17 protein-coding genes are annotated in these 21,383 nt (G+C 46.9%); 4 read left to right on the top strand and 13 right to left on the bottom strand.

The genetic code is table 11. The annotated features are described in order from the left end of the window. Positions 1–29 precede the first annotated feature (29 nt). From DWV34_RS07000 to DWV34_RS06965, 8 genes are all read right to left on the bottom strand, one after another. Entirely contained in the window at positions 30–527 is a 498-nt protein-coding gene (locus DWV34_RS07000; protein ID WP_006566694.1) for an ABC transporter substrate-binding protein, read from the bottom strand. Next, the gene (locus tag DWV34_RS06995; protein WP_022260779.1) at positions 524–4,438 is read right to left on the bottom strand and encodes a PAS domain-containing hybrid sensor histidine kinase/response regulator; all 3,915 of its coding nucleotides are present in this window, start codon (positions 4,436–4,438) and stop codon (positions 524–526) included. Before DWV34_RS06995 ends, DWV34_RS07000 begins: the two co-directional genes overlap by 4 nt. A gap of 207 nt (positions 4,439–4,645) precedes the next feature. Next, positions 4,646–5,107 (bottom strand): C40 family peptidase, encoded by a 462-nt coding sequence (locus tag DWV34_RS06990; protein ID WP_006566692.1) that lies wholly within the window; start codon positions 5,105–5,107, stop codon positions 4,646–4,648. A 120-nt stretch (positions 5,108–5,227) separates the two neighbouring features. Beyond that, positions 5,228–7,270 carry a transglutaminase-like domain-containing protein gene (locus DWV34_RS06985; RefSeq protein ID WP_182483081.1) on the bottom strand — a complete coding sequence of 681 codons (2,043 nt, stop codon included), beginning with the start codon at positions 7,268–7,270 and terminating at the stop codon, positions 5,228–5,230. A gap of 25 nt (positions 7,271–7,295) precedes the next feature. Then, positions 7,296–8,288, bottom strand: coding sequence for a DUF58 domain-containing protein (locus DWV34_RS06980; protein ID WP_006566690.1), 993 nt, complete (start codon positions 8,286–8,288; stop codon positions 7,296–7,298). 9 nt (positions 8,289–8,297) lie between these two features. Next, positions 8,298–9,230 (bottom strand): AAA family ATPase, encoded by a 933-nt coding sequence (locus DWV34_RS06975; RefSeq protein ID WP_006566689.1) that lies wholly within the window; start codon positions 9,228–9,230, stop codon positions 8,298–8,300. A 10-nt stretch (positions 9,231–9,240) separates the two neighbouring features. Then, positions 9,241–10,725 (bottom strand): Na+/H+ antiporter NhaC family protein, encoded by a 1,485-nt coding sequence (locus DWV34_RS06970; RefSeq protein ID WP_118475814.1) that lies wholly within the window; start codon positions 10,723–10,725, stop codon positions 9,241–9,243. Positions 10,726–10,737: 12 nt separating this feature from the next. Beyond that, the gene (locus DWV34_RS06965) at positions 10,738–13,026 is read right to left on the bottom strand and encodes a hydratase (RefSeq protein ID WP_009289465.1); all 2,289 of its coding nucleotides are present in this window, start codon (positions 13,024–13,026) and stop codon (positions 10,738–10,740) included. Between the two features lie 171 nt (positions 13,027–13,197). On the opposite strand from DWV34_RS06965, the gene DWV34_RS06960 reads away from it, so the two are divergent. Then, complete coding sequence (locus DWV34_RS06960; protein WP_006566686.1) at positions 13,198–13,728, top strand: ECF transporter S component; 531 nt, start codon at positions 13,198–13,200, stop codon at positions 13,726–13,728. 78 nt (positions 13,729–13,806) lie between these two features. Here the strand turns inward: DWV34_RS06960 and thiD are convergent, their stop codons facing one another. The 4 genes from thiD to DWV34_RS06940 all read right to left on the bottom strand — a co-directional run bounded on the left by thiD (position 13,807) and on the right by DWV34_RS06940 (position 19,793). After that, entirely contained in the window at positions 13,807–14,589 is a 783-nt protein-coding gene (gene thiD / locus DWV34_RS06955; protein ID WP_006566685.1) for a bifunctional hydroxymethylpyrimidine kinase/phosphomethylpyrimidine kinase, read from the bottom strand. Further along, complete coding sequence (thiE, locus tag DWV34_RS06950; protein ID WP_006566684.1) at positions 14,586–15,206, bottom strand: thiamine phosphate synthase; 621 nt, start codon at positions 15,204–15,206, stop codon at positions 14,586–14,588. The genes thiD and thiE overlap by 4 nt, the downstream gene beginning before the upstream one ends. A 4-nt stretch (positions 15,207–15,210) precedes the next feature. Then, positions 15,211–16,032, bottom strand: a complete 822-nt coding sequence (gene thiM / locus DWV34_RS06945; RefSeq protein ID WP_118475812.1) for a hydroxyethylthiazole kinase — start codon at positions 16,030–16,032, stop codon at positions 15,211–15,213. A 95-nt stretch (positions 16,033–16,127) separates the two neighbouring features. Next, a complete protein-coding gene (locus DWV34_RS06940) occupies positions 16,128–19,793 on the bottom strand; it encodes a S8 family serine peptidase (protein ID WP_233444272.1) in 3,666 nt (1,221 codons plus the stop codon). 202 nt (positions 19,794–19,995) lie between these two features. On the opposite strand from DWV34_RS06940, the gene DWV34_RS06935 reads away from it, so the two are divergent. Further along, complete coding sequence (locus DWV34_RS06935) at positions 19,996–20,217, top strand: hypothetical protein (protein WP_006566681.1); 222 nt, start codon at positions 19,996–19,998, stop codon at positions 20,215–20,217. A gap of 111 nt (positions 20,218–20,328) precedes the next feature. Here DWV34_RS06935 and DWV34_RS17390 read toward each other — a convergent pair whose 3' ends face one another. Continuing rightward, a complete protein-coding gene (locus DWV34_RS17390; RefSeq protein WP_006566680.1) occupies positions 20,329–20,505 on the bottom strand; it encodes a hypothetical protein in 177 nt (58 codons plus the stop codon). Positions 20,506–20,564: 59 nt separating this feature from the next. Here DWV34_RS17390 and DWV34_RS06930 point away from each other — a divergent pair, with 59 nt between their 5' ends. Both DWV34_RS06930 and DWV34_RS06925 read left to right on the top strand, forming a co-directional pair. Next, entirely contained in the window at positions 20,565–21,059 is a 495-nt protein-coding gene (locus tag DWV34_RS06930) for a hypothetical protein (protein ID WP_006566679.1), read from the top strand. A 10-nt stretch (positions 21,060–21,069) separates the two neighbouring features. Next, the gene (locus DWV34_RS06925) at positions 21,070–21,333 is read left to right on the top strand and encodes a hypothetical protein (RefSeq protein ID WP_006566678.1); all 264 of its coding nucleotides are present in this window, start codon (positions 21,070–21,072) and stop codon (positions 21,331–21,333) included. The last annotated feature ends 50 nt before the right edge of the window (positions 21,334–21,383 follow it).

Genomic DNA, 21,383 nt, shown 5'->3' with positions numbered 1-21,383 from the left:
TCAGACAGGCCAATCTTTTTCTTACGGAATTATTCAAGATCCGATACTAGCTCCCGATTATTTTTTGGCAGACTAAGACCTGCTTCCTCAAATAAGGTCTTATTGATCACATAGCAATTATACTGTCCCGGCATAGGCAGGTAATAAAGCCTTTCATTTACTGTCAGATTTTTCAGCATAGTGCTCTCATAACGGTCACTGAATTCATATCCGTCCAGAGGAAGCACATCCGCTGAGCTCTCCTCATCTGCCGGCTGGGTGGAGACAACCAAATCCGGGCCATGTCCGGCTTTTAACCGCCGTTTGATCGTAGTGCTCAGCGGACTGGAAGCCATATGTTCCCACTGCAGATCTACATCAGGAAGTTTACTTTCCACATATTTTTCAAAATTATTTAACTTTTGATTATAGACAAGTGTCACTACTGTCTTCTTTTTGCTCTCATTGCTTTTCTTTAAACTGCACCCTGTAAATATAGAAGTCAAACATGCTATGCTTAATATGACCGCCAATACTCTTCTTTTCATTTCCTCCGTTTCTGTTCTCCGGAAGTTTCCAGTTCCTTTCCTGATTCATCCAAAACCTTCTGCAGTGTGTTCATAAGTACATTTAAATCGATAGGTTTTGCTATATGGGCATTCATCCCCGCCTGAAATGCGTTCTGAACATCCTCATTAAAAGCATTGGCCGTCATGGCAATAATCGGTATCTCCTCCGCATCCTCCCGCTCCATTCCTCTGATAGCGCGGGCGGCATCATATCCGTTCATCTTAGGCATCTGGATGTCCATGAGAATGGCATCATATGTTTCCGGCTCTGTATCCTGAAATGCCTTTACCGCCTTAGCTCCATCCGTCATGAGCACAGTTTCTGCTCCGCAAAGTCCAAGCAGTTCACAAAGTATTTCTGCATTAATGGCGTTATCCTCGGCCACCAGAAAACAGCAGCCGGAAAATGCCCTTTTCCCGGAAGAAAGGCTGAATGACGGCTCTGCATTCTTTATATAAGAACTGTTTTCTGCCTGTGCCCGGTCAAACTCTAATTCCACTCTAAAAACAGATCCCTCATTGATCCAGCTTTCCACAGAAATTTTTCCACCCATCAGATCAATCAGTCCTTTTGTAATGCTGAGACCAAGCCCTGTCCCCTCAATATGCGCCGCATTTCCGCTGCGGCTGAACGGCTCGAAGATTTTGGAAACAAACTCCTCCGGCATGCCGATCCCTGTATCTCTGACCGTAAAATGGTAACTCACACGCCCGGCTGATCCTTCTGTTTCAACTTCTTCTGCCAGCAGTTCCACCATGCCTCCCTTATTTGTAAATTTTACAGCATTGCTCAGCAAATTAATAAGGATCTGATTGATGCGGAGAGGATCTCCATAAAAATCTTCATGATTCACCCCTTCCGCCCGTATGCTAAGTGTAAGGCCTGCTTCCTCTGCCTGAGATAAAATCATAACAGAAAGCTGATCCAACAGTTTAGGAATAGATACCTTCGAGAGATTCAAAGTGATCTGTGCCCTCTCAATTTTGCTCATATCCAGAATATCGTTGATCAGGCTGAGCAGGTGCCTTGAAGACACTTCTATCTTATCCAGATATCCGGCCACCCGTTCATCGTCACCAAGATAGGCGGATGCCAGTGTTGTCATCCCCATAATCGCATTCATAGGGGTCCGGATATCATGGCTCATAGCAGAGAGAAAATCACTCTTTGCTTTATTGGCTTCTTCTGCCGATGCGAGCGCATGTTCCAACCGTTTTTTCGCCTGTCTCTCCGCAGTCAGCATTTCCGTCACATCCGCCCTCACCAGGCAGAGTGTCCTATGATTTACGTCTCCCCACAGGACATTGATCTGCTTAAAACGTTCCCCGTTATCTCCTTCATAGGAGAACAGAAAATCATAACCGTTAGGCTTCTCTCTGAGGCGCTCCGTCATTGTCTCAATCCTAAACTGTGTCCGTGCTTCTTCCTTATGTTCTGAAGTACCGTGGTGCTCAACAAATTTAAGAATTGTCCTGTCGTAGTTTTCTACATAATGGGGCTGTAAATTGTCAAGTACGCTCTCCCTCGTATATAATGTCAGGCTTCTGCTGCTTAAATTAATGAACGCAGCCAATTCAAATGTATACGCAATCATATGGAGCAGTCCCTGCTGCTCCCGGATGGAGTCTGTGATATCGCTTCTGGACAGGCAGACCCTGCCAAGTCTCAGATCGACGGCTGAAACTGTCATGTTTTTTGTTCTGATATCCCCTTTATCATCCGAGATGCAAAAGGCAAATGTATACGGCCCGTCTTTTTGAAGCCTGCTCATCATTTTTTCCGGTTCCAGCCCGTTCTTATACTGCTCCCGGTCTCTTGGGACAACCCTTGACCGCAGCATATAGGCGGTCCATTCGGAATGTCTGCCCCTATGCGGCGGAACACAGAATGCATTCTCACTGCAGGAAAGCAATTTATAACGGTCTGCGGTCAGATCAACATCGACAACAAAATCACATCCTGTCACTGACAGCTGCCTGAGGATCAGATCCGAAATCTTCCGCTCGGTGATATCCGTTACCGTCAGAATCCCTGTGATATCTCCGCTGTCAGGCGCTGCTACCATATTCATATTAAATTGTACATATCTGCCCCTCTGATCCTTCGGCAGGCGGACAAAGCACTCAAGCTTCCGCTCTAAGTCTCCCCGCTCAAAGGCCTTTAGAGACGGCTCATTTAAAAATGTCTCCCGGAATGTTTTCCGTTCTTTCTCATCCGTCACCAGACTTGAAAGGCCCATAAAAAAACATTCTCTGTCGTCACTGAAGGTTTCCATCAGATCCGAACCGGTATAATCTAAAATATCGAGAATCCTGCTCTTCGTGACATTGCAGTGCCCCACGACCAGTGCATCGGGACCGGGAGTCCGGTAATGCTTCAGAAGCAGGTCTTTATACTGATTCCTGATCCTCTCCTGCTCTCTCACCGTCTGTGTGATATCCTTAACATACTGCACATAGGCGGGAATTCCATTCCAAACTGTTTTGTGGCAGCGGGCGCTGTACACCCTGTCTGAGCCGGGAATCTTTATCTCATGTTCTTCGCTTCCGGGTTCATATTGTATAATGTTGCAGTATTCACAAGGACTGTCTTTACCGTGGAGGACTTTAAAACATTTTTGACCGGTACATTCCTTTTTTTCCATAAAAAGATTTAAAGATTCATTTGCATAGAGCAGTTCAAAGTTCGATCTGTCAATCACATAGATGCCGTCGGCCGTTTCATTAGCAATCTCCTGAAACAGCCTGGCCTCAGCAGACATTCCGGTAAACACGGCATAAAATCTCATCTTCTCCGCCAAAGGCCCCATGCGCCGGCCATTTAAATGAATCCAGATCAGATTTCCATCTTTATGATACATCCGATATGAGACGTCCAGCACTTCCCCGCTTATAAGAGCAGTTTTTGCGGCTTCCAGCACTCTCTTCCTGTCTGGCTCATAAATAACATCAAATGCATTGCGCCGGACCATTGCTTCAAATTCCATCCGTGTATGGCCTGAAATCATCATCACACCGTCAGAATAAAACTCGGGTATGAATCGTTCCCCTTCCACCCGATAGCTGGCAATCCCTCCCGGTATAGAGTTAATCAGATGTTCCTTCTCCAGCTGAGCTTCTTTAAGATCGGTAATATTATGAAATACACAGAGCACAAGCGGGCACCCATCTTCTTCTCCAATCCACTTCATTTGTACATGGACCCAGACAATCTGCCCATTCCGGTGCTTTTTGCGGAATTCAAATTCTGAAGTTCCTTTTGTCTGAACCACTTCCCCTGCCTTGGAGATGATCATTTCTCTGTCTTCACGGCAGGTCATCTCAACAGCGTCCCTTTTGATCAGCTCCCTGTATTCTAAAGCTGAATATCCGGATAACTCCGATACACCGTCCGAAAAATATACGGTCTCAAAGAAATCAGATACTTTGTAGATCGCCACGCCTCCGGGAATCAAATTTATAATATCCTGCATCTGTTCATTGGAACGGACCAATTCCTCTTTCAGCTGTATCTGTTCACTCACATCTCTGTAAACAGCATAAAAGAGCACGCTGCCATCTTCACCGTGCTCTGCGGACCCATCGATATGGACCCACCGGTATCTTCCCTGATTGTCATTAAAAATACGGCAGGTATGTGATAATGCCGTGCCCTTACGCAATAATCTGTTTACTTTTTCCTTCACTTCCGGAAGGTCTTCCCTGTGTATTCCCTGAAATGCCGTCTCCCGGCTTATTTCCCCGGTATACTCCTCAAAACAGCCTAATGTTTCATAGAATGAGGAGTTGCGGAACACCGGATAAATCCGACCTTCTTTATACAAATACACACACACTCCGCCTGGAATCATCTCCAGGGCTTCCTGGACCTCACGCCTTATCTTCTCCATCCACAGCACCGCCTTTGTTACTGCTTTCCACATTGGACAGGAATAAAAATTCTTATCCCGGCACCAACTCTGTCCATATATATATTAATTAATTTTACCATACAAGGTATAAAAGTGCAATGATCACACACGGATCAAGGGCGAAACAAAAAAACTGCTGTATCAGTAGTATAAATACTAATACAACAGTTTTATATTTATGTATACTTATTTAAAAATTCTTCTTACTGCGACGATCTTTCTGTATTTTGCATTCTTGGAGATCTTGATTCCCCCTCTGGGATACGGTGCAGAGTTGCTTGCGTGGACAATTTTATTTTTTCCCATATAAATTGCTACGTGTCCGCTGTAACAGATGATGTCTCCCGGCTTCGCCTTCTTGATTCCGCCTTTTACTTTCTTTCCTACTTTTCTCATTCCGTAAGAAGAGTGCGGAAGTCTTTTTCCGAATTTTCTGTAAACAGACATTACATATCCGGAACAGTCGGCTCCTCTCGTCAAACTGGTTCCGCCATATCTATATTTATTACCGACAAAGCGTTTTGCATAATTCACAACTTTCTGCCCTTTATTGGAAGCAGCTTCTGTCTCTCTTGTTCCGCCGATCGCTGAACATCCCACTACAGTGAGCATTATGACTACCATTGCTTTTACTACCAAACGTTTCATGTGTTCTCCTAATCAATCAATACAAATACTACAATAATGTTTCATGTATTTCTTTCACTGTTGCTATTGTAGCTTATATGTAATAAAACTGTCAAGAGTTTTTTAACATTTGTGTAACAATTATATTTTTTTCTTTAATATATCGACAAATCTCTTCACATATCTTAGTTCTTCGTCAGTGATTTCATGCTGGCTGAATCTGCCTTTTTCCGAGATTTTACGCACTTTTTCGAGAGTCAGGACATATTTTTCGTCCAGCTTCTTGCCTTCTGTCAAAGAATTTATTAAATTTTGATAAACTATGACTTTCTCCTTGTTCGTGCTCTTTCTCCAGTTTCTGTACCGGATAATTTCTGCCGTAATCTTAACAATTGTAACAATTACGAAAAAAGATAAGAGCAGTGCAGCCAGGCTCTGAAGAACCAGATTTTTTTTCAAAAAGGAATCCTTCCCGTGTTCTGTGTATGATGCATCCCTCTCTGTCTGATCCTGTTCGGACAGCAGATTCCGGGTATTGGTCACTTCCACCGGAACCCACCCCACATTCTCTACGTATATTTCGGGCCATGCGTGAGCATAAAAATCCGTAACCTGGGCCGTATGATCCCTCTTAAACTTCCTTTCATCAATCCGATATCCCTCCACATATCTGGAAGGAATCCCCGCAGAACGGAACATCATGACCGCAGCGGAGGCATACTGCGTACAGTAGCCTTTTTTATTCTCATTCAGAAAATACCAGATGGGATCTTTCCCCTCCGGGGTAGTTCCGGAGTCGCTTGTATACTGATAGTTCTCTCTCAAAAGTGTCTGAATCATCCCGGTCTTTTTCCTCATGGAGACCACCTGCAGCAGTTCCGGAAATTTCTTTGTAAGCTTCTTCTTTAAATCTCCGGGAACCTTCAAATATTGGCTCCTGACATATTGATTGTAGGAATCCATCGCCTCAAAATATTCCCTTTCCAAAGTTACATCCCCGGTCTGTCCGTCCAGAAGGGCATCGGTGATCCTCCCGTCTGCCTTCAGGATATTGTCTAAGGATACAGGATAGTATGTAAGCGTTTCCTTTTCCCTCTTTCCGTTCCTTTTTATATTGTAATCTCCGTAGTATCTCCCCTTTTCCGGAGAAATACTGCTGAAATAAGGCCAAAGATAATATTCATCCGTAAATTTCTGATAGCGGATCTCTGCATTTTCCGTTTTTTTCTGAAGACCGGTATCTAAAAGTTCAAGGCTGAGCTCAGGAATCTTCAGATCAAAAAACTGGTAGGGCAGATCCAGGCTGTTCTCTCCCAGAATCACCTTTGCGTCTTTCTTTTCCTTTTTCCACATTCCTTTTTCATAAACACCGCTTGTGAATCCCTTCAGATACAGCGTCTCCGGTTTTGAAAGCTTTACTTGAAACAGCTTCGTTCCCCTGGGCGCCACGGAACCGATCTTTCCGATATCGCCGCTTCCGATCCCTCCTGCCACCTGATAATCTTTGCCCTGTGACAGCGTCCTTACAAGTTCCAGTGCCGTCTCCTTCACCGGATTGCTTTCTGCAGGCTCTCCGGCAGTTCCGGATACTGCGACAGCCCCCAGAAGAAGGCATACGGATATGACCGATGCGCTGAATGTCTTTTTGCGTGTCCAAAGGACATAGCCAGTCAATCCGCATAAAAACAGCAGAAACGGTCCCGTGATAGAGTACGGAGTCAGGATCAGCAGACAGGCTTCGACGGCAGATACCACTGCCGCAAAGATCTTCGTCTTCTTCGTCAGATAATGAAATACCACACTGCCCAGCAGGAATAAAAGCAGGATAAAGAGGATACTGTCCCGCCGCGTATACTCAGGCCGGATATCCACGTAATAATAAAATCCCATATCAAACACTTGATTTACTGCATCGGCCATCCGGTTGCTGATCACCTGAAATCCATTGGCAAGAGCGCTCCTTAAAAAAAATGCAGCCGCTACCGCAAAGCCGACTGCGCCAAAGACGGCTTTCGGATACCTTTCTAACAAAACGCAGAGCACTGTCAGGATCGCCACACCGGCACAAAGCAGATAATATTGAAAGGCTCTCGTAAAAAACCCGACAAACACACTGTCTGTCAAGCCAAGAAATATCATGCTCAGAAATATATATTTCATATATGGTTGAATTTTTTCCTTCATATAAAAAGACCCCTTGCAGTCTGATTTAAAATAATTCCAGATCATAGATTCCCTGTTCCAGCCCGCTCCTGTCAACTGTATTCGTCTCCGATTCTGTTTCGACATAAATCAGGTCAGGCTCTGTCTCTCTCATATAAATATGAATTCCCTCATACTCCCTGTTTTCAAAGTTTCCGTCGAAGTCTGAGGCAAACATCTCCCCAAACAATTCTTCATACTGCTGATACCGTTCCAGGTAGTATTCCTTTGTCCCCCAGTAAATTGTCTGAGGCATTCCCTGCTCTAAAAAAAACTTTGAGACAGAGAAAAATACAGCAAAAAAATCATCATATGCCTCTCCCCGCTCCGGAAGACTTAGAAAAATTAAGAGCTTTTCTTCCCTTTCTTCCTCCGTGTCCTTCACCATCAGCAGATTTTTTCCCGCGAGCAGTTTCCAGTGAATCCTGGAGCCTTTGTCTCCGGGCCGGTATTCCTTGAGGCCGTCATACTCATACGGGTCCATGGTCTTTGCCTCCACCGACTGATCTGACATCCGGCCCAGCGGATACGCATCCGGCATGATAAGCACCCCGGCTTTGACTTTTACAAATTTATCTGCCCAAAACAGGCCCGTCATATCCCGCATTTTTATTTTAGCTACCGTTATGTGCACCTCGTCACAGTGGTCAAATTTAAGCGGGATCAAAAAGCCCTCTGACTCCTTCCCGGAATACTCAAATCTCTCCTTTATGACTTTTTTCCGGCCCATGAGCCAGTAGCGCACCTGGTAAGTCACCTCGCACTCTGCGGCATCCAGACACCGGATTCCTTCAAAGATTCCCTTTAAATGAATCTCTTCCTTCCTTGAAGCCGCTTTCCGGTCAAGAGACACTTCAATCTTAAGCTTTGATGTCTTCCTCCGCACGTTCCACCAGGAAAATAACACCAAAACAAATAAGGATGCCAGAAGGCATCCTCCGATGATATTTTGATATAAGATAACATAAATCACGCTTAGGATGATGATTCCAATGATCATGGATGCTCCTTATCTGCTCTCTGGGACAGGGATCTCTTCGGCTATGGACGTAAGAATCTCCCTGACCGTCCTGCGTTTGATCCTCGCCTCTTTGCTTTTCATGACACGGTGGGCGGATGCGGCATAGAAAATCTGCTTAATATCATCCGGTACCATATAATCTCTGTCATCGAGATATGCATTTGCCTTGGCCATCTGAAGAAGAGAGATAGTTCCTCTGGGACTGATCCCCATGCTAAGATCCGGATGATTTCTGGTGGCACATACAAGATCGACAATATACCGGTACAGATCCTCGTGGACATATATCCGCTCCGCCTGCTGTTTCATCAGTATGAGATCCGTCACCTGTATGATCTCTTCCAGAGAATCGATGGCAACATTGACTCTCTCCTGTTTGAGCATCGCCACCTCACTCTCCCGGTCCGGGTATCCCATGGAAATCCGGATCATAAACCGGTCAAGCTGGGCCTCCGGGAGTGAATGGGTCCCCACCGCTCCCAGAGGGTTTTGTGTGGCAATGACCACATATGGATCGGGAAGTTCTCTCGTCACCCCATCTACGGTGATTCTTCCTTCCTCCATGGCTTCAAGGAGAGCCGACTGGGTCTTGGGCGAAGTCCGGTTGATCTCATCTGCCAGGAGAAGGTTGGTGATGGCCGCCCCCTTTTGGTATTCAAAGGATTCACTGCCCTGCTTATAGACAGAAAACCCGGCAATATCCGCAGGCATCACATCCGGCGTAAACTGTATCCTCTGATAATCCAGACCCAGAACCTTAGAAAATGCAATCGCCAGCGTAGTCTTTCCCACACCCGGAATATCCTCGATCAGAATATGGCCGTTGGCCAGGATCGCAGTCATGACCTGCCTTATGATATGATCTTTTCCGATGATCACTTTTCCTATTTCTTCTATTGCTCTTGTGGCCAAATTGCTCATCTTATCACCTCTAAGCCTTCTTTTTTAGATTCCACACGATGGAAGCCATGGCCACAGCCAGGGCTCCGGCCGCAACCGCCAGGCCTAAAAATCCGTTATTCAACGCTCCCGCCGTCAGGTATCCGACTACAGCGCAGACTGCCACAATAAGCGCATAAGGCATTTGTGTTGCAACATGGTCAATATGGCGGCATCCGGCTCCCGCAGAGGCCAGAATCGTTGTATCGGAGATCGGAGAAATGTGGTCTCCGCATACGGCTCCGGACAAAACAGACCCCACCAGCAGCGTCAGCGCAGAAATATCATTCCCCACGACAGCTGCGGAGATAGGAATCAGAATTCCAAATGTTCCCCAGGAAGTTCCCGTGGCAAAGGACAGGCCCAGAGCAGCCAGGAAAAACAGGGCCGGAAGCACAGCCGCTGCGGATGTATTTCCGCTGATAATCCTGCTGACAAACTGTCCGATCCTTAAATACTCTTCTCCGCATATGCCGGAAAGAGTCCATGCCAGGCAAAGAATCATGATGGCCGATGTCATCGACTTAAATCCCTGGCTGAAACTCCCGCAGAAATCCACGAAGGCCACGACCTTCCTCGGAATATACAGAAGAAATGTAAAGATCAGCGTTGAAAAGGACCCCAATACAAGACTTCTTCCGCTGCTGCATTCGGACAATGCCGTTATAATATCTTTTCCCTCAAAAAATCCTCCGGTATAAAGCATAAATCCAATACAGGAAGCAATCAGAAACAGAATCGGAAGGATCAGGTCCTTTACCTGTCCTTTTCCGACGACCGGAACATCTGCCTCATGCTTTTGATCGTGTGTCTCATTCCCTTTCTCCTCCTCATACCGCTTCATCTTAGAAAAATCAGCATTCAGGATCATTAAAAATATAAGGAATACAAGTGTCAGCAGTGCATAGTAATTAAACGGAATTGCCTTTACGAACAGGGAAAATCCGTCGATATTGCTGCCCGAAGGCAGGGAAGATCCCACCGCAGCGGCCCAGCTGGAAATCGGTGCGATAATACAGATAGGAGCCGCGGTGGCATCGATCACATAGGCAAGCTTTGCCCTGGTGATCTTATATTTGTCTGTGATAGGCTTCATGACGGTTCCCACTGTCAGACAGTTAAAGTAATCGTCCACAAAAATAACCGTCCCCAGAAGAGAGGTTGCAAACATAGCCTGTCTCTTTGATTTGATTGCCTTCAGCGCCCATTTTCCGTATGCCCTGGAGGCACCTGATTTTGTAATCAGGGCCACCAGGATACCGAGCATCACGAGAAAGATCAGGATATCACAGTTGCTCCCGATCTTTCCGGTCATGATTTCAAATATGGTATTCATCGCTTCCACAGGCTGAAAATGTTCAAACATCAAAGCCCCGGAGGCGATCCCCACCATCAGGGAAAGGTAAACTTCTTTTGTGATCAATGCCAGTCCAATGGCAATGACAGGCGGTATCAGCGCCCAAATAGTTCCGACCATTTATACTGCTCCTCAGTTCTCCTCTTTATAGTAATTGATCAGGCATCCCTTCAGGATGATCTCTCTTTCGTCATCGGTGAGTTCCCCCAGAGTCAGAGCAAACTCCCTGAGTCCTCCGTCTTCCACAACAAAAGCCCTGATCCTGCTGTCTTTGTTCTCTACTGCCTTTCTGATACCAGGCAGGAATAAGAAGTCTTTATTCTTAAACGGAAGTTCTCCTTCTTCGATCGTAAGCGGCAACATGCCCCAGTTGATCAGATTGGAACGGTAGCGCTTTGTTGCATATCCGTTGGCGATATTCGCCCATCCTCCCAGGACTTTCTGGCAGGAAGCCGCCTGTTCTCTGGCAGAGCCGTCACCGGGCTTCACTGCAAATATCGTGCTTCCGACGCCGATATTTCCTTCGCCGGCTTCCGGATACTTCGTATGAACCGCTTCCATCACAGATTTTAATTCTTCCACGGCATCCAGAGGACAGTTCCCCGCCTCTATGGCTTTCTGTGCTTTCTGGATCTCCTTTGCGAGTCCCACATAGGCCGGATCTTTCCTGGACAGTGTAAACTCTGCGAGTCCGAGTGGATTAGAGCGGTAAGAAGAAGTCTCCCCTGACGGGATCAGTTCATCCGTGGTTGTCACTGGGTCATGGATCTCAGACACGACCTTCAATACCAGATTCTCCGGAAGTGCAGACATCTCCGGCCAGTCCTTGATGTTCGGCCCGAACTGTACTTCCACGGAAGGATCTGCCACACCTTTGCTGTCAAAGACACGGTTTTCGTAGATCGTCTTGTCAAAGAAATACTTCGGCACGCTGAAGTCTGTATCAATGTCTGTCGCCGGAGTCAGGTAACCTTTGTTTGCCGCAGTGGCTGCGATCGATCTTGCATCCATCAGTGCAACTGATGCGATCTGTCCGCTCTGCAGCTTGGAGCCTTCTCTGTTCGGGAAGTTTCTTGTAGAGTGGCGGATACTGAACGCATTGTTGGCCGGTGTATCCCCTGCTCCAAAACACGGTCCGCAGAAGGCCGTCTTCACAACTGCGCCTGTAGCCATCAGGTCTGCCACTGCCCCGTTCTTTACAAGTTCCATGAATACAGGCGTACTTGCCGGGTAAACGCTCAGGGTGAATTCATCGGAGCCGATGCTGGCACCCTTTAAGATATTGGCTGCCTCACAGATATTCTCATATCCGCCTCCTGCACATCCAGCGATGATCCCCTGATCCACATACAGCTTTCCGTCTTTGATCTTATCCTGAAGAGAGTAGTCTACGGCTCCGTCAAGGCTGACCAAAGCACGTTTTTCAACTTCTGCCAGGACATCCTTAAGATTTGCATTGACTTCTTCTATTGTATAGGTGTTGCTCGGGTGGAACGGCATGGCGATCATCGGCTTGATCTTTGACAGATCCACTTCCACCATTCCGTCGTAGTATGCGACTGCTCCCGGATTTAATTCTTTGTAATCTTTTTCTCTTCCGTGTATCTCGTAAAATTCTTTGATCGTGTCATCGGTCTTCCATATAGAAGAAAGACAGGTAGTCTCTGTGGTCATAACGTCGATGCCGATCCGGAAATCGGCAGACAGGTTTGCCACACCCGGTCCTACAAACTCCATCACCTTATTGTTAACATATCCGCATTCAAACACGGCTCCGATAATGGCCAGAGCCACGTCCTGAGGGCCTACCCCTTTTTCAGGTTTCCCGGTGAGGTAAACACCTACCACGGAAGGCATATTAATGTCATAAGTACGGTTCAGAAGCTGTTTTACCAGCTCCGGTCCTCCCTCGCCCATGGCCATTGTTCCCAGTGCTCCGTAGCGGGTATGGCTGTCGGACCCGAGAATCATTTTCCCGCCTCCGGCCAGCATCTCCCTGGCAAACTGGTGGATGACAGCCTGATGAGGAGGCACATACATGCCGCCGTAGCGCTTTGCTGCAGTCAGCCCAAACATGTGGTCATCTTCGTTGATCGTCCCGCCCACGGCACAGAGGCTGTTATGGCAGTTAGTGAGCACATAAGGAACCGGGAATTTCTCGATCCCTGACGCTCTCGCCGTCTGTATGATCCCTACAAATGTAATATCGTGGGAAGTCAATGTATCAAATTTAATCATCAGCTTGTCCATGTTTCCGGATGTATTGTGATCGCTGAGGATTCCATATGCAATGGTATTCTGTCTGGCTTCTTCTTTTGACAGTGCAGACCCTGTAAGCTGTGCTAATTTTTCTGTGTTATCTTCATCTACCAATTCGGTGCCGTTCACTAAATAAGCACCTTTTTCATACAAATTAATCATACTTTCCTCCTGAATCTTTTTAGGAGATTATATCATAAGATCATGTTTTAGGAAAGAAAAACAGTCTGGCACCATCAAAAACATTATAACTGGCATTTTAAAAGATGCCACATATTGTATTAAGATAAATGAAAATAATCGATATGATTTCGCAAGAGGAGGACTGATGTTATGAATCAAACAAAAAAACTTGTATATACTGCTCTGTTTACCGCACTCTGCTGCGTGGGAACCATGGTTATCCAGATTCCCACCCCTGCCACTCACGGATATATCCATCTGGGGGACGCCTTCGTTATTTTGAGCGGTGTGATCTTAGGGAAAAAGTACGGTTCCCTGGCCGCCGGTATCGGCTCCGCCTTTGCCGACATTTTCTCCGGCTATGCTTACTATGCTCCCACGACTTTTATTGTCAAATTCCTAGTAGCATTGACTGCAGCAACCCTTTACAAAATATTGACAAACCACGGAGTTAAAGAACTCATTGCCATGATTCCCTGCGGGCTGGCAGATATCTTTTTTGTGGTAACCGGCTATTTTATTCATTCTTATATCACTGAGGGCGTGGGACCGGCACTTTTAAGCGTTCCTTCCAATGCGGTACAGGGATGCTCCGGCCTGGTCGTCGCAGCGATCCTGCTTCCTATTTTAACTGCGGTTCCTGATATCAAACGCGCAAAATTGTGCATGAATCACGAGTAGACTTTAAAAACTGCTGCTCCATGACTTTATTCGTTTGTCATGAAGCAGCAGTTTTTTGATCTGTTTTAGATAAAAAATCTATTTCAACCGATACATATGATTCAAAGGACCGCTGCCTTTTCCCAGGTCCAGCCCGTCAAGCAGTGCGCCGGTAATATACTCTTTTCCATTCTGAATGCTCGTCTCCATATCACATCCCATTGCCAGATTGGAAGCAATAGCAGATGAGAGCGTACAGCCTGTCCCATGGGTATTTTCATTTTCCACCCTCGTGCCGCGGAACATCTTTTTCTTTCCGTGATAAAAAAGATAATCGTTTGCATCTTCCACCGAGTGTCCGCCTTTCATCAGGATATATCCGTCAAAATATTCTCCGATCTTTGACGCGGCTTCTTCCATATCCTCTTTTGTCCTTATACTGACTCCAGAGAGCACTTCCGCTTCCGGCACATTGGGCGTAATGATATCAGCCAGCGGAAACAGCACCTCCTTTAAGGTCCCGATGGCATCCCCGCTTAACAGCCTGCTGCCGCTGGTAGACACCATAACCGGGTCCAGGACAATATTTTTTGCACCATACTGTTTCAGTTTTCCGGCAATTCCCTCGATTAGTTCTTTTTCCGAAACCATACCGATCTTCACCGCATCCGGATAAATGTCCGTAAAAATACAGTCCAGCTGCTGTTCCAGAAAATCTCTGGATACATGATAGATTCCCGCAACCCCTGTGGTGTTTTGTGCCGTCAGCGCCGCAATGGCCGACATGCCGTACACACCGTGGGCGGCCATGGTTTTTAGATCAGCCTGAATCCCTGCCCCGCCGCTGCAGTCAGATCCCGCAATGGTCAATACTGTCTTCATCGTATTCTCAACTCCTCTGCTTTCTTTCGCAATTCTTCCGTCTCTTTTCTAATGTTCTCGGCTCCGAAAATGGCAGAGACCACTGCGATCCCGTCCACATGGCTGCCTTTCAGTTCCATCATGTTATCCTTTTTGATCCCTCCGATGGCTACGACCGGTATGTTCACTGCATCACATACCTTTTTTATCTCTTCGAACTCCACCACCCTGGCATCGGTCTTTGTGGGCGTGGCTTTCACGGCTCCAAGGCCCAGATAATCTGCTCCGTCGGCCTGTGCCTTTAATGCCTCTTTTACATTGTGGACCGATACTCCTATGATCTTATCCGGCCCCAGAATATCTCTGGCATTCCGGCATGCCATATCCTCCTGCCCCACATGAACACCGTCTGCTCCGCATTTAAGGGCAATCTCCACCTCGTCATTGATAACAAACGGCACCCCGTACTTCCTGGACAGCTTTGCCATCTCTATTGCTTCCTGTAAGAACGCATCATACTCCAAATCCTTCTCCCTGAGCTGGAGGAATGTTATACCTCCGTCCAGTGCATCTTTCACCTGTTCCATCAATGTCTGCCCGCCTGTCCATGCGGAATCTGTCACCGCATAGAGGGTCATTGCCTCAGATTCTACTCTCAACCTTTGCACCCCTTTCTAATTCCTCTGCCGTCAGGCTGCTCATGGCGTCGATCAGATGCATCCTCAGAGAAGAAGTTCCTTCGCATTTTGTCCTGGCCTTCTCCCCGCAGTATCCCATGGCACACACTGCTGCCGCTGCTGCTTCCAGAACCCTGTCCTGATTGGACCCCACAAATCCGGCGACGACTCCGTCAAGCATACATCCGGTTCCGGTGATCTTTGCCATCATCGGATTGCCGTTTCTTAAAACAAAAACCTTGTGCTCGTCGGCTACTATGTCAATGGCTCCTGTGATCACAATGACTGCACCGGTCTGTGCAGACAGACACTTTGCCATATCCGCTGCTTTCCAAAGGTTTTCTGCCGTCACGGCATCTGCTTCGCTGGCGTCCACACCAAGAGTGGCACCGCTGCCTTCAAATACCGTCTTGATCTCGGAAATATTTCCCCGGATCACGCTGAAGCGAACCTCTCTTAACAGTCTCTTAACAGTCTCCGTTCTCATAGAGGATGCGCCTGCTCCCACCGGATCAAGGATCACCGGATGACCCAGCTCATTGGCTTTCTTCCCTGCCAGCACCATCGCCTCAACGGTCCTCGCGTTCAGCGTCCCGATATTGATCACAAGTGAGGTACAGATACTCGTGATCTCCTCCACCTCACCCTTGTCATCCGCCATGATCGGCGAACCGCCGGATGCCAGCACAATATTGGCCACATCATTGACCGTCACATAGTTTGTCATACAATGGACAAGAGACGGATGCTTTTGTACATTATGTAATATGTCTTTAAACATAAACATTCCTCCTGATCATAATTTTTGAAAAAGCACAGACAAAATCCCTGCATCTCTTATTATACCTTATCGCGCGAAACACAGGGATCTTTTTTATATTGTTATCGGATTTTTACTTTGATTTTAGCATAGGACCGGGAACCATCCTTTGCCTTGGCATAGATCGTAACCGTCTTTCCTCTGCCCGCCTTCTTCGCCTTTACCACGCCCTTTTTAGAAACCGTGGCGTATTTGCTCTTACTTGTCTTCCATGTAACCGACTTCTTTTTACCAACTGTCTTTACTTTTGCATTGAGACGGTATTTATCTCCGGCTTTGAGAGTCAGTTTTTTCTTATTCAGTTTCACCACAGTCTTTTTAAATACTGCGGACACGGTTACATTTCCCGTGATGCGGAAGGAATAGCTGCTGCCTTTCACCTTTTTGCCTGCCGCTTTCATAGTGGAAGGCTTATAGCAGTAATATTTTGCGGCCTTCGGCTTTACCGTTACCTTCTGCCCCGGCAGGTATCCTCCTTTTCCGGAGATAGTTCCATGCTTAGTTTTTGCTTTTACCGTCACAAGCCCGGAAGTTACAGGATAAGAATACACCGTACAGCTGTCGTCATAATCCTCGTCGTCTACATCGCTCTGTGCTTTAGCCTGAACCGATGTCTTCTTCCTGTTTAAATTTTTATAATCGAAATCTTCCTGCTCCGTCACAGGCATGAAGAGAAACCTTGAGCCAACAGTGGTTCCTATGAGATCTTCTTCAAAGGCTGCCTGATAGTCCATGGCTTCAAAACGATCTTTGGAAACAGAATACCGGAACACATTTCCGCAGCCGTCTGTATTAAGCCCCACGTAGGCCAGACCATCTCTGCATACGCCCACAATGGCCGTATAGATCTCTTCGCCCTTATTTTTTGGTATCAGAGAAGCTGATTTTTTCACCCATTTCCTGCTCTTATCGCTGTAAACAAGATTCTTTGGAATCTCCCCTTTCTTTCCGCTGCTGCCCAGGGTAAGGATCAGCTGATTTCCCGACTGGACGGCCACACTCTGGCAGCGCCCTTCCGGAAGTCCCGGGGCTTTGGACCACTGTTTTTTCTCCTTGTCGTAACAAAAGACACTCTTTTCCATAGCTCCGGTCTTTTTATTCCGGCCTCCGATCACATAAATCTTCCCATTGTAGGCGGTCAGAGCTGATCCCTCCAGTTTGGCCCCGCCTGTTTTCGTCACATAGGAGTCAACTCTCGACCACGATTTCGTCTGAAATGAGTAGCTCACAAGAGATCTTTTTGTCTCATATCCCAAATCCGCCTCGGCTATCGCATAGACAGCCCTGTCACAGTAGACCGGTGCTGAATCCAGACTGAGATCTGACCGGTCCAGTTCTCCCTTCTTTATGCCTGCAAATGCTTTCTCCCGTGCCATAGAGGATATTCTGGAAAATTCCTGTTCCTCCTCATCCATCACATAAAGATTCAGCTCTTTGTCCAGATAATACATCTTCCTGCCGTCGGAGACTGCACCCCCGCCGTCTGTAATATCCTCGGCTGAAAAGACTTTTTTCGGCCCGTTTTTACCTTTTATAAAATAAAATGAACCAGTGACAGATTTTCCGCTGCCGGTCAGGATCTCGACTTCGCCCACCCGGTTTACTAACTGTCTGTTTTCCAGAACGATCTTTGTATCACTCCAGGATACTGCCTTTTCTGCCTTACCGTTGACCTTTACAGTACCTCCAGTTCCGAATCCCTTCCCTGAGAGAACGACTCTGCCCCCGGAAACTGCTGCGCCGGTGAGGATTGCATTCTGATCAGACAGCTTCCTGCCGTCCAGAACTCCCCTGGTAATCACGGGCAGATCCTTCACTGTTCTTGTCATTCCAAGGACTGTCTCCCTGTTGGAGAGTGCATCCTTCTTCCCATAGTACCAGGAAGTGTTTGCCACCGCACCGCTCACCAGAGGGGCAGCCATGGATGTCCCGCTGGAAAAATCGTATTTCCCGAAATCCCGGCTTAATACACCTGCCTTGCTGACTGCAGTGTCATCCAGACGGATCGTAAAATTCTGCTTCTCTAATACTACCAGTGAAATACCAACCGCACGCTTTTCATTCTTTGTTGTGCTGCGGGTTGGATAGGACAGATGTCCCCATACATCCGACTCGCCGTTGGCTGCCATCATAGGGATCGTACCCGTTATCATGTTTATGGTGACATCTTCCGACGTCAGAGGATCTTCGATCTGACCTTCTTCATCCAGCTTATAGTCCTTTGCTATGACCAGTCCGGCCCCGTCTTCCACTGCCAGACTGCTGGAAGCCTTGAGCATCGTGCTCAAATAGGAATCTGTGCTGCCCTTGGCGCTGTCATAAGGAAGATATACCGTATAGATATCTCCGGGCTCTGCATTCTTCACTGAAATCTTCGCTGACTTTCCGGCAGATTCTTTTCCAAAATAGTCACTGTCCTCAGAAACCGCCACCGTACCTTTTCCGATGCTGCCTGATCCCTCTGTCTTAATCTCTGAGACATCACCGTCATTATAGTTTTTATAAAACTGGCAGTTTGAATTTCTCTCCCCGTCACTGTAAATCGAAGGATTAAAACAGTCTTCATTGACCGTAGACAAAATCTGATTTCCCGGCGCGGCCATATGTACAGACTCTTTCCCATAGTTTGAATAGGACGCCAGTCCGTCTTTCTCATTGGATGCCGCAACCGATATCACATAATCGCTGTCAATGCCTGCCGGAATGGATGCGTTCCCTTCATTGTCCTCACTGTCGTTTCCGGCGGCACAGACTGTCACCGCCCCTTTCTTTCCTACAAGTTCGATCAAATATTTCATCAATTCCTGTTCGTCAGCCTCATCGATTCCCCAGGAATTGTTTATAGCCGCCACATTGACACCTTCCATCTGCTGCTTATAGATGTAATAATAGGCATCGATCACGTCAGATAATTCACCGTCTCCGTCTTCGTCCAGCACCTTCAGTGCCATCAGCTTAACATCGCTGCTCTGGCTGATACCCGCAACGCCCCTGCCGTTGCCTGCCTGAGCCGCAATAATACCGGCACAGTGGGTTCCGTGACCGTAATCATCGGAAGGATCTGCATCATGGTTGACAAAATCATAGCCATGTCTGCCGTAGAGCACATCTGACCTGTTTGTCCACAGCCTGTCCCTGAGATCCTCATGTTCAAGGTCAATTCCTGTGTCAACTACCGCCACAACCGTTTCTTTGCCTTTGGACCCGGATGTCTTGTCATAAAACTGATCATAGCCGACATCCTTCCCTGTACTGCCTCCATTCTGACCGCTGTTTTTATTTGCCCACTGAAAGTCAAAATAGGGATCGCTGCCTCCCAAAATCCTAATCTTATAATTGGGCTGTGCGGCAATCACCTGCGGATCCTTCTTCAGCTGTCTGACCAGATCCTCCGTGCTCTTTTGTGAAGTCACTCTGGCAATGGAAACTGCGGAATTCTGAGAAGCGCTCCTCGTCTTCTTTTTGGTATCCGCCGAAAAGTTCCAGGCCTGCTTAACCTTTATTCCGGAGGAAAAAGGAGCGGATCTGCCCTTTTGCCCTGATGCCGTCGTCCGGTACATGACCAGTGCTTCTCCCTCCTCATATCCTGCTTCCTGTCTGCCGGAAAGCAGCTTTTTCATCTCTGTCACCTGGTCTTTGCCGGAAGCCGCGCTGACCGCAGCGGGAGCCGATGTTCCCAAAAGAACCGCCGACATCAGCCATGCTGCCCATCTTTTAAAATACCTCATACTCTCTCCTTTCCCCTGCTTGTATCTCATTGTTAGAGTATAACATACCTTCTCATTACGTTTGTTACATTTGGTTTACAATTCTTTAAACCCCGTTTTCCCCCAGAAAAGCAGCAGGCAAATAAAAAGATTTTCTTTTTTCGGCACACATTGGAAGAGACCGAATAATATAAACTGTAAATATAATCAAGGAGGAAACAACATGAGTGATTTAGCTGCAACAGGTTGCGGAACATCATGCAATTCAGGATTCGGAGGAAACAACTGTCTTCTTCTTATTCTCTTATTATGCTGCTGCGGAGGCGACGGCGGATTCGGAGGAGGAGACGGATGCGGATGTGATTCTATCCTTTGGATCATCATCTTACTGTGCTGCTGCGGAGGCGGATTCGGCGGCGGCAGTGGCTGCGGATGCGGATGCTAATCTGATATGTCCTGATAAACCAAGGGCAGCGGGTAACAAACCTGCTGCCCTTTTTGCGTGCCGTAAAATAAAAAGTGTCCGGAAATGATCCTCCGGACACTGAAATATCTATTATTTAAAACAGCATAAAAGGGCAGCGATCAAAATCAGTATGCTTCCGCCTTCCATACTCTGCTTTTTCATGATTCCATTTCTCTGTCCTGAAAATCCCATTTCTCCTTTTCTTCTGAGACATTCCTCATCCAGTTCGTAAACGGTATTTTCTTCTTCTACAAAAATTTCACTCATAATTTTCTTCACCTCCTAATAATATAGGATATGAGAATGAAACCTAAGGTTGTGACAAAATGGATCAAAAACAAACCCACTGGGAGCACTTTTTCCGTGACGACTCGTCCAATATGCTGGAAGACGCGCTCCCTTATCTCCCTCCCACTCTGAAAAAATCTGCAGCTCTTTACATCAAACTCCATGAACTGCAAAACATCATGGAAGACTTTGACGATGAGGATACTCTCTCCGCATGCGGACTGGACCAGAACAATGCTTCTCTGGAAATGATGCTTACCGCGATGAGAATGCGGGCCCCCAAGGAAACCTCAAAACAAATCGATCAGATACTCCAGATGATGAAAATGGCAAAAATGTACCAGTCCTATCAGGATTTTCTGCAGGCAAATCCAAATGCCAATGCTTCGCCCGGCAATTCTTCAGCCGATTCAGACATGATGGCAAAACTAATGCCGCTGTTTATGTCCCAGTCTCAGCCTGAAAAGCAGGAAGCAGCAAATGCACCCAACAGTGACCTGTTAAATCAAATCAATCAAATTCTGAAAAAGTGAGGTATCCCGCATGAATGAACAATGGAAAATGAACCGCGCGGTCCAGAGCATCGACCCAAAGAAAATAGAAATCATGGAACTTCTCGTGAACCAATGCCGGGGCAAAAACCTGGAAGACATCCTGCCTGATCTTATGGCGGCCTCCAGCCGCCTGGCAGAACAGGGCATCGCATTTACCAACGAAGAAACCGGCATCATCATAGACGCTCTCTCGGAAACTATGACCGGCCAGGAAAAGCAGAGACTTGAAATGCTGAGAAATATGATACTTTAAAAAAATTTCCGGATACTTTTAAAAAGTATTCGGAAATTTTTTATTTCATA

It is taken from the genome of Anaerostipes sp. AF04-45, from assembly GCF_003461725.1.
Taxonomy (GTDB): Bacteria; Bacillota; Clostridia; order Lachnospirales; family Lachnospiraceae; genus Anaerostipes; species Anaerostipes caccae.
Note: the sequence above shows the minus strand (reverse complement) of the source record. Positions and strands in the feature narration are given on the sequence as shown.

Bases quoted from the DNA above. Each gene is read 5' to 3' on its own strand.
- DWV34_RS06965 (WP_009289465.1), bottom strand. From the start codon at position 13,026: ATGATTAATTTGTATGAAAAAGGTGCTTATTTAGTGAACGGCACCGAA.
- DWV34_RS06985 (WP_182483081.1), bottom strand. From the start codon at position 7,270: ATGAAGGAAAAAATTCAACCATATATGAAATATATATTTCTGAGCATG.
- DWV34_RS06970 (WP_118475814.1), bottom strand. From the start codon at position 10,725: ATGGTCGGAACTATTTGGGCGCTGATACCGCCTGTCATTGCCATTGGA.
- DWV34_RS06940 (WP_233444272.1), bottom strand. From the start codon at position 19,793: ATGAGGTATTTTAAAAGATGGGCAGCATGGCTGATGTCGGCGGTTCTT.
- DWV34_RS06925 (WP_006566678.1), top strand. From the start codon at position 21,070: ATGAATGAACAATGGAAAATGAACCGCGCGGTCCAGAGCATCGACCCA.
- DWV34_RS17390 (WP_006566680.1), bottom strand. From the start codon at position 20,505: ATGAGTGAAATTTTTGTAGAAGAAGAAAATACCGTTTACGAACTGGAT.
- thiD (WP_006566685.1), bottom strand. From the start codon at position 14,589: ATGAAGACAGTATTGACCATTGCGGGATCTGACTGCAGCGGCGGGGCA.
- DWV34_RS06980 (WP_006566690.1), bottom strand. From the start codon at position 8,288: ATGATCATTGGAATCATCATCCTAAGCGTGATTTATGTTATCTTATAT.
- DWV34_RS06930 (WP_006566679.1), top strand. From the start codon at position 20,565: ATGGATCAAAAACAAACCCACTGGGAGCACTTTTTCCGTGACGACTCG.
- DWV34_RS06990 (WP_006566692.1), bottom strand. From the start codon at position 5,107: ATGAAACGTTTGGTAGTAAAAGCAATGGTAGTCATAATGCTCACTGTA.
- DWV34_RS07000 (WP_006566694.1), bottom strand. From the start codon at position 527: ATGAAAAGAAGAGTATTGGCGGTCATATTAAGCATAGCATGTTTGACT.
- DWV34_RS06935 (WP_006566681.1), top strand. From the start codon at position 19,996: ATGAGTGATTTAGCTGCAACAGGTTGCGGAACATCATGCAATTCAGGA.
- thiM (WP_118475812.1), bottom strand. From the start codon at position 16,032: ATGTTTATGTTTAAAGACATATTACATAATGTACAAAAGCATCCGTCT.
- DWV34_RS06975 (WP_006566689.1), bottom strand. From the start codon at position 9,230: ATGAGCAATTTGGCCACAAGAGCAATAGAAGAAATAGGAAAAGTGATC.
- DWV34_RS06995 (WP_022260779.1), bottom strand. From the start codon at position 4,438: ATGGAGAAGATAAGGCGTGAGGTCCAGGAAGCCCTGGAGATGATTCCA.
- DWV34_RS06960 (WP_006566686.1), top strand. From the start codon at position 13,198: ATGAATCAAACAAAAAAACTTGTATATACTGCTCTGTTTACCGCACTC.
- thiE (WP_006566684.1), bottom strand. From the start codon at position 15,206: ATGACCCTCTATGCGGTGACAGATTCCGCATGGACAGGCGGGCAGACA.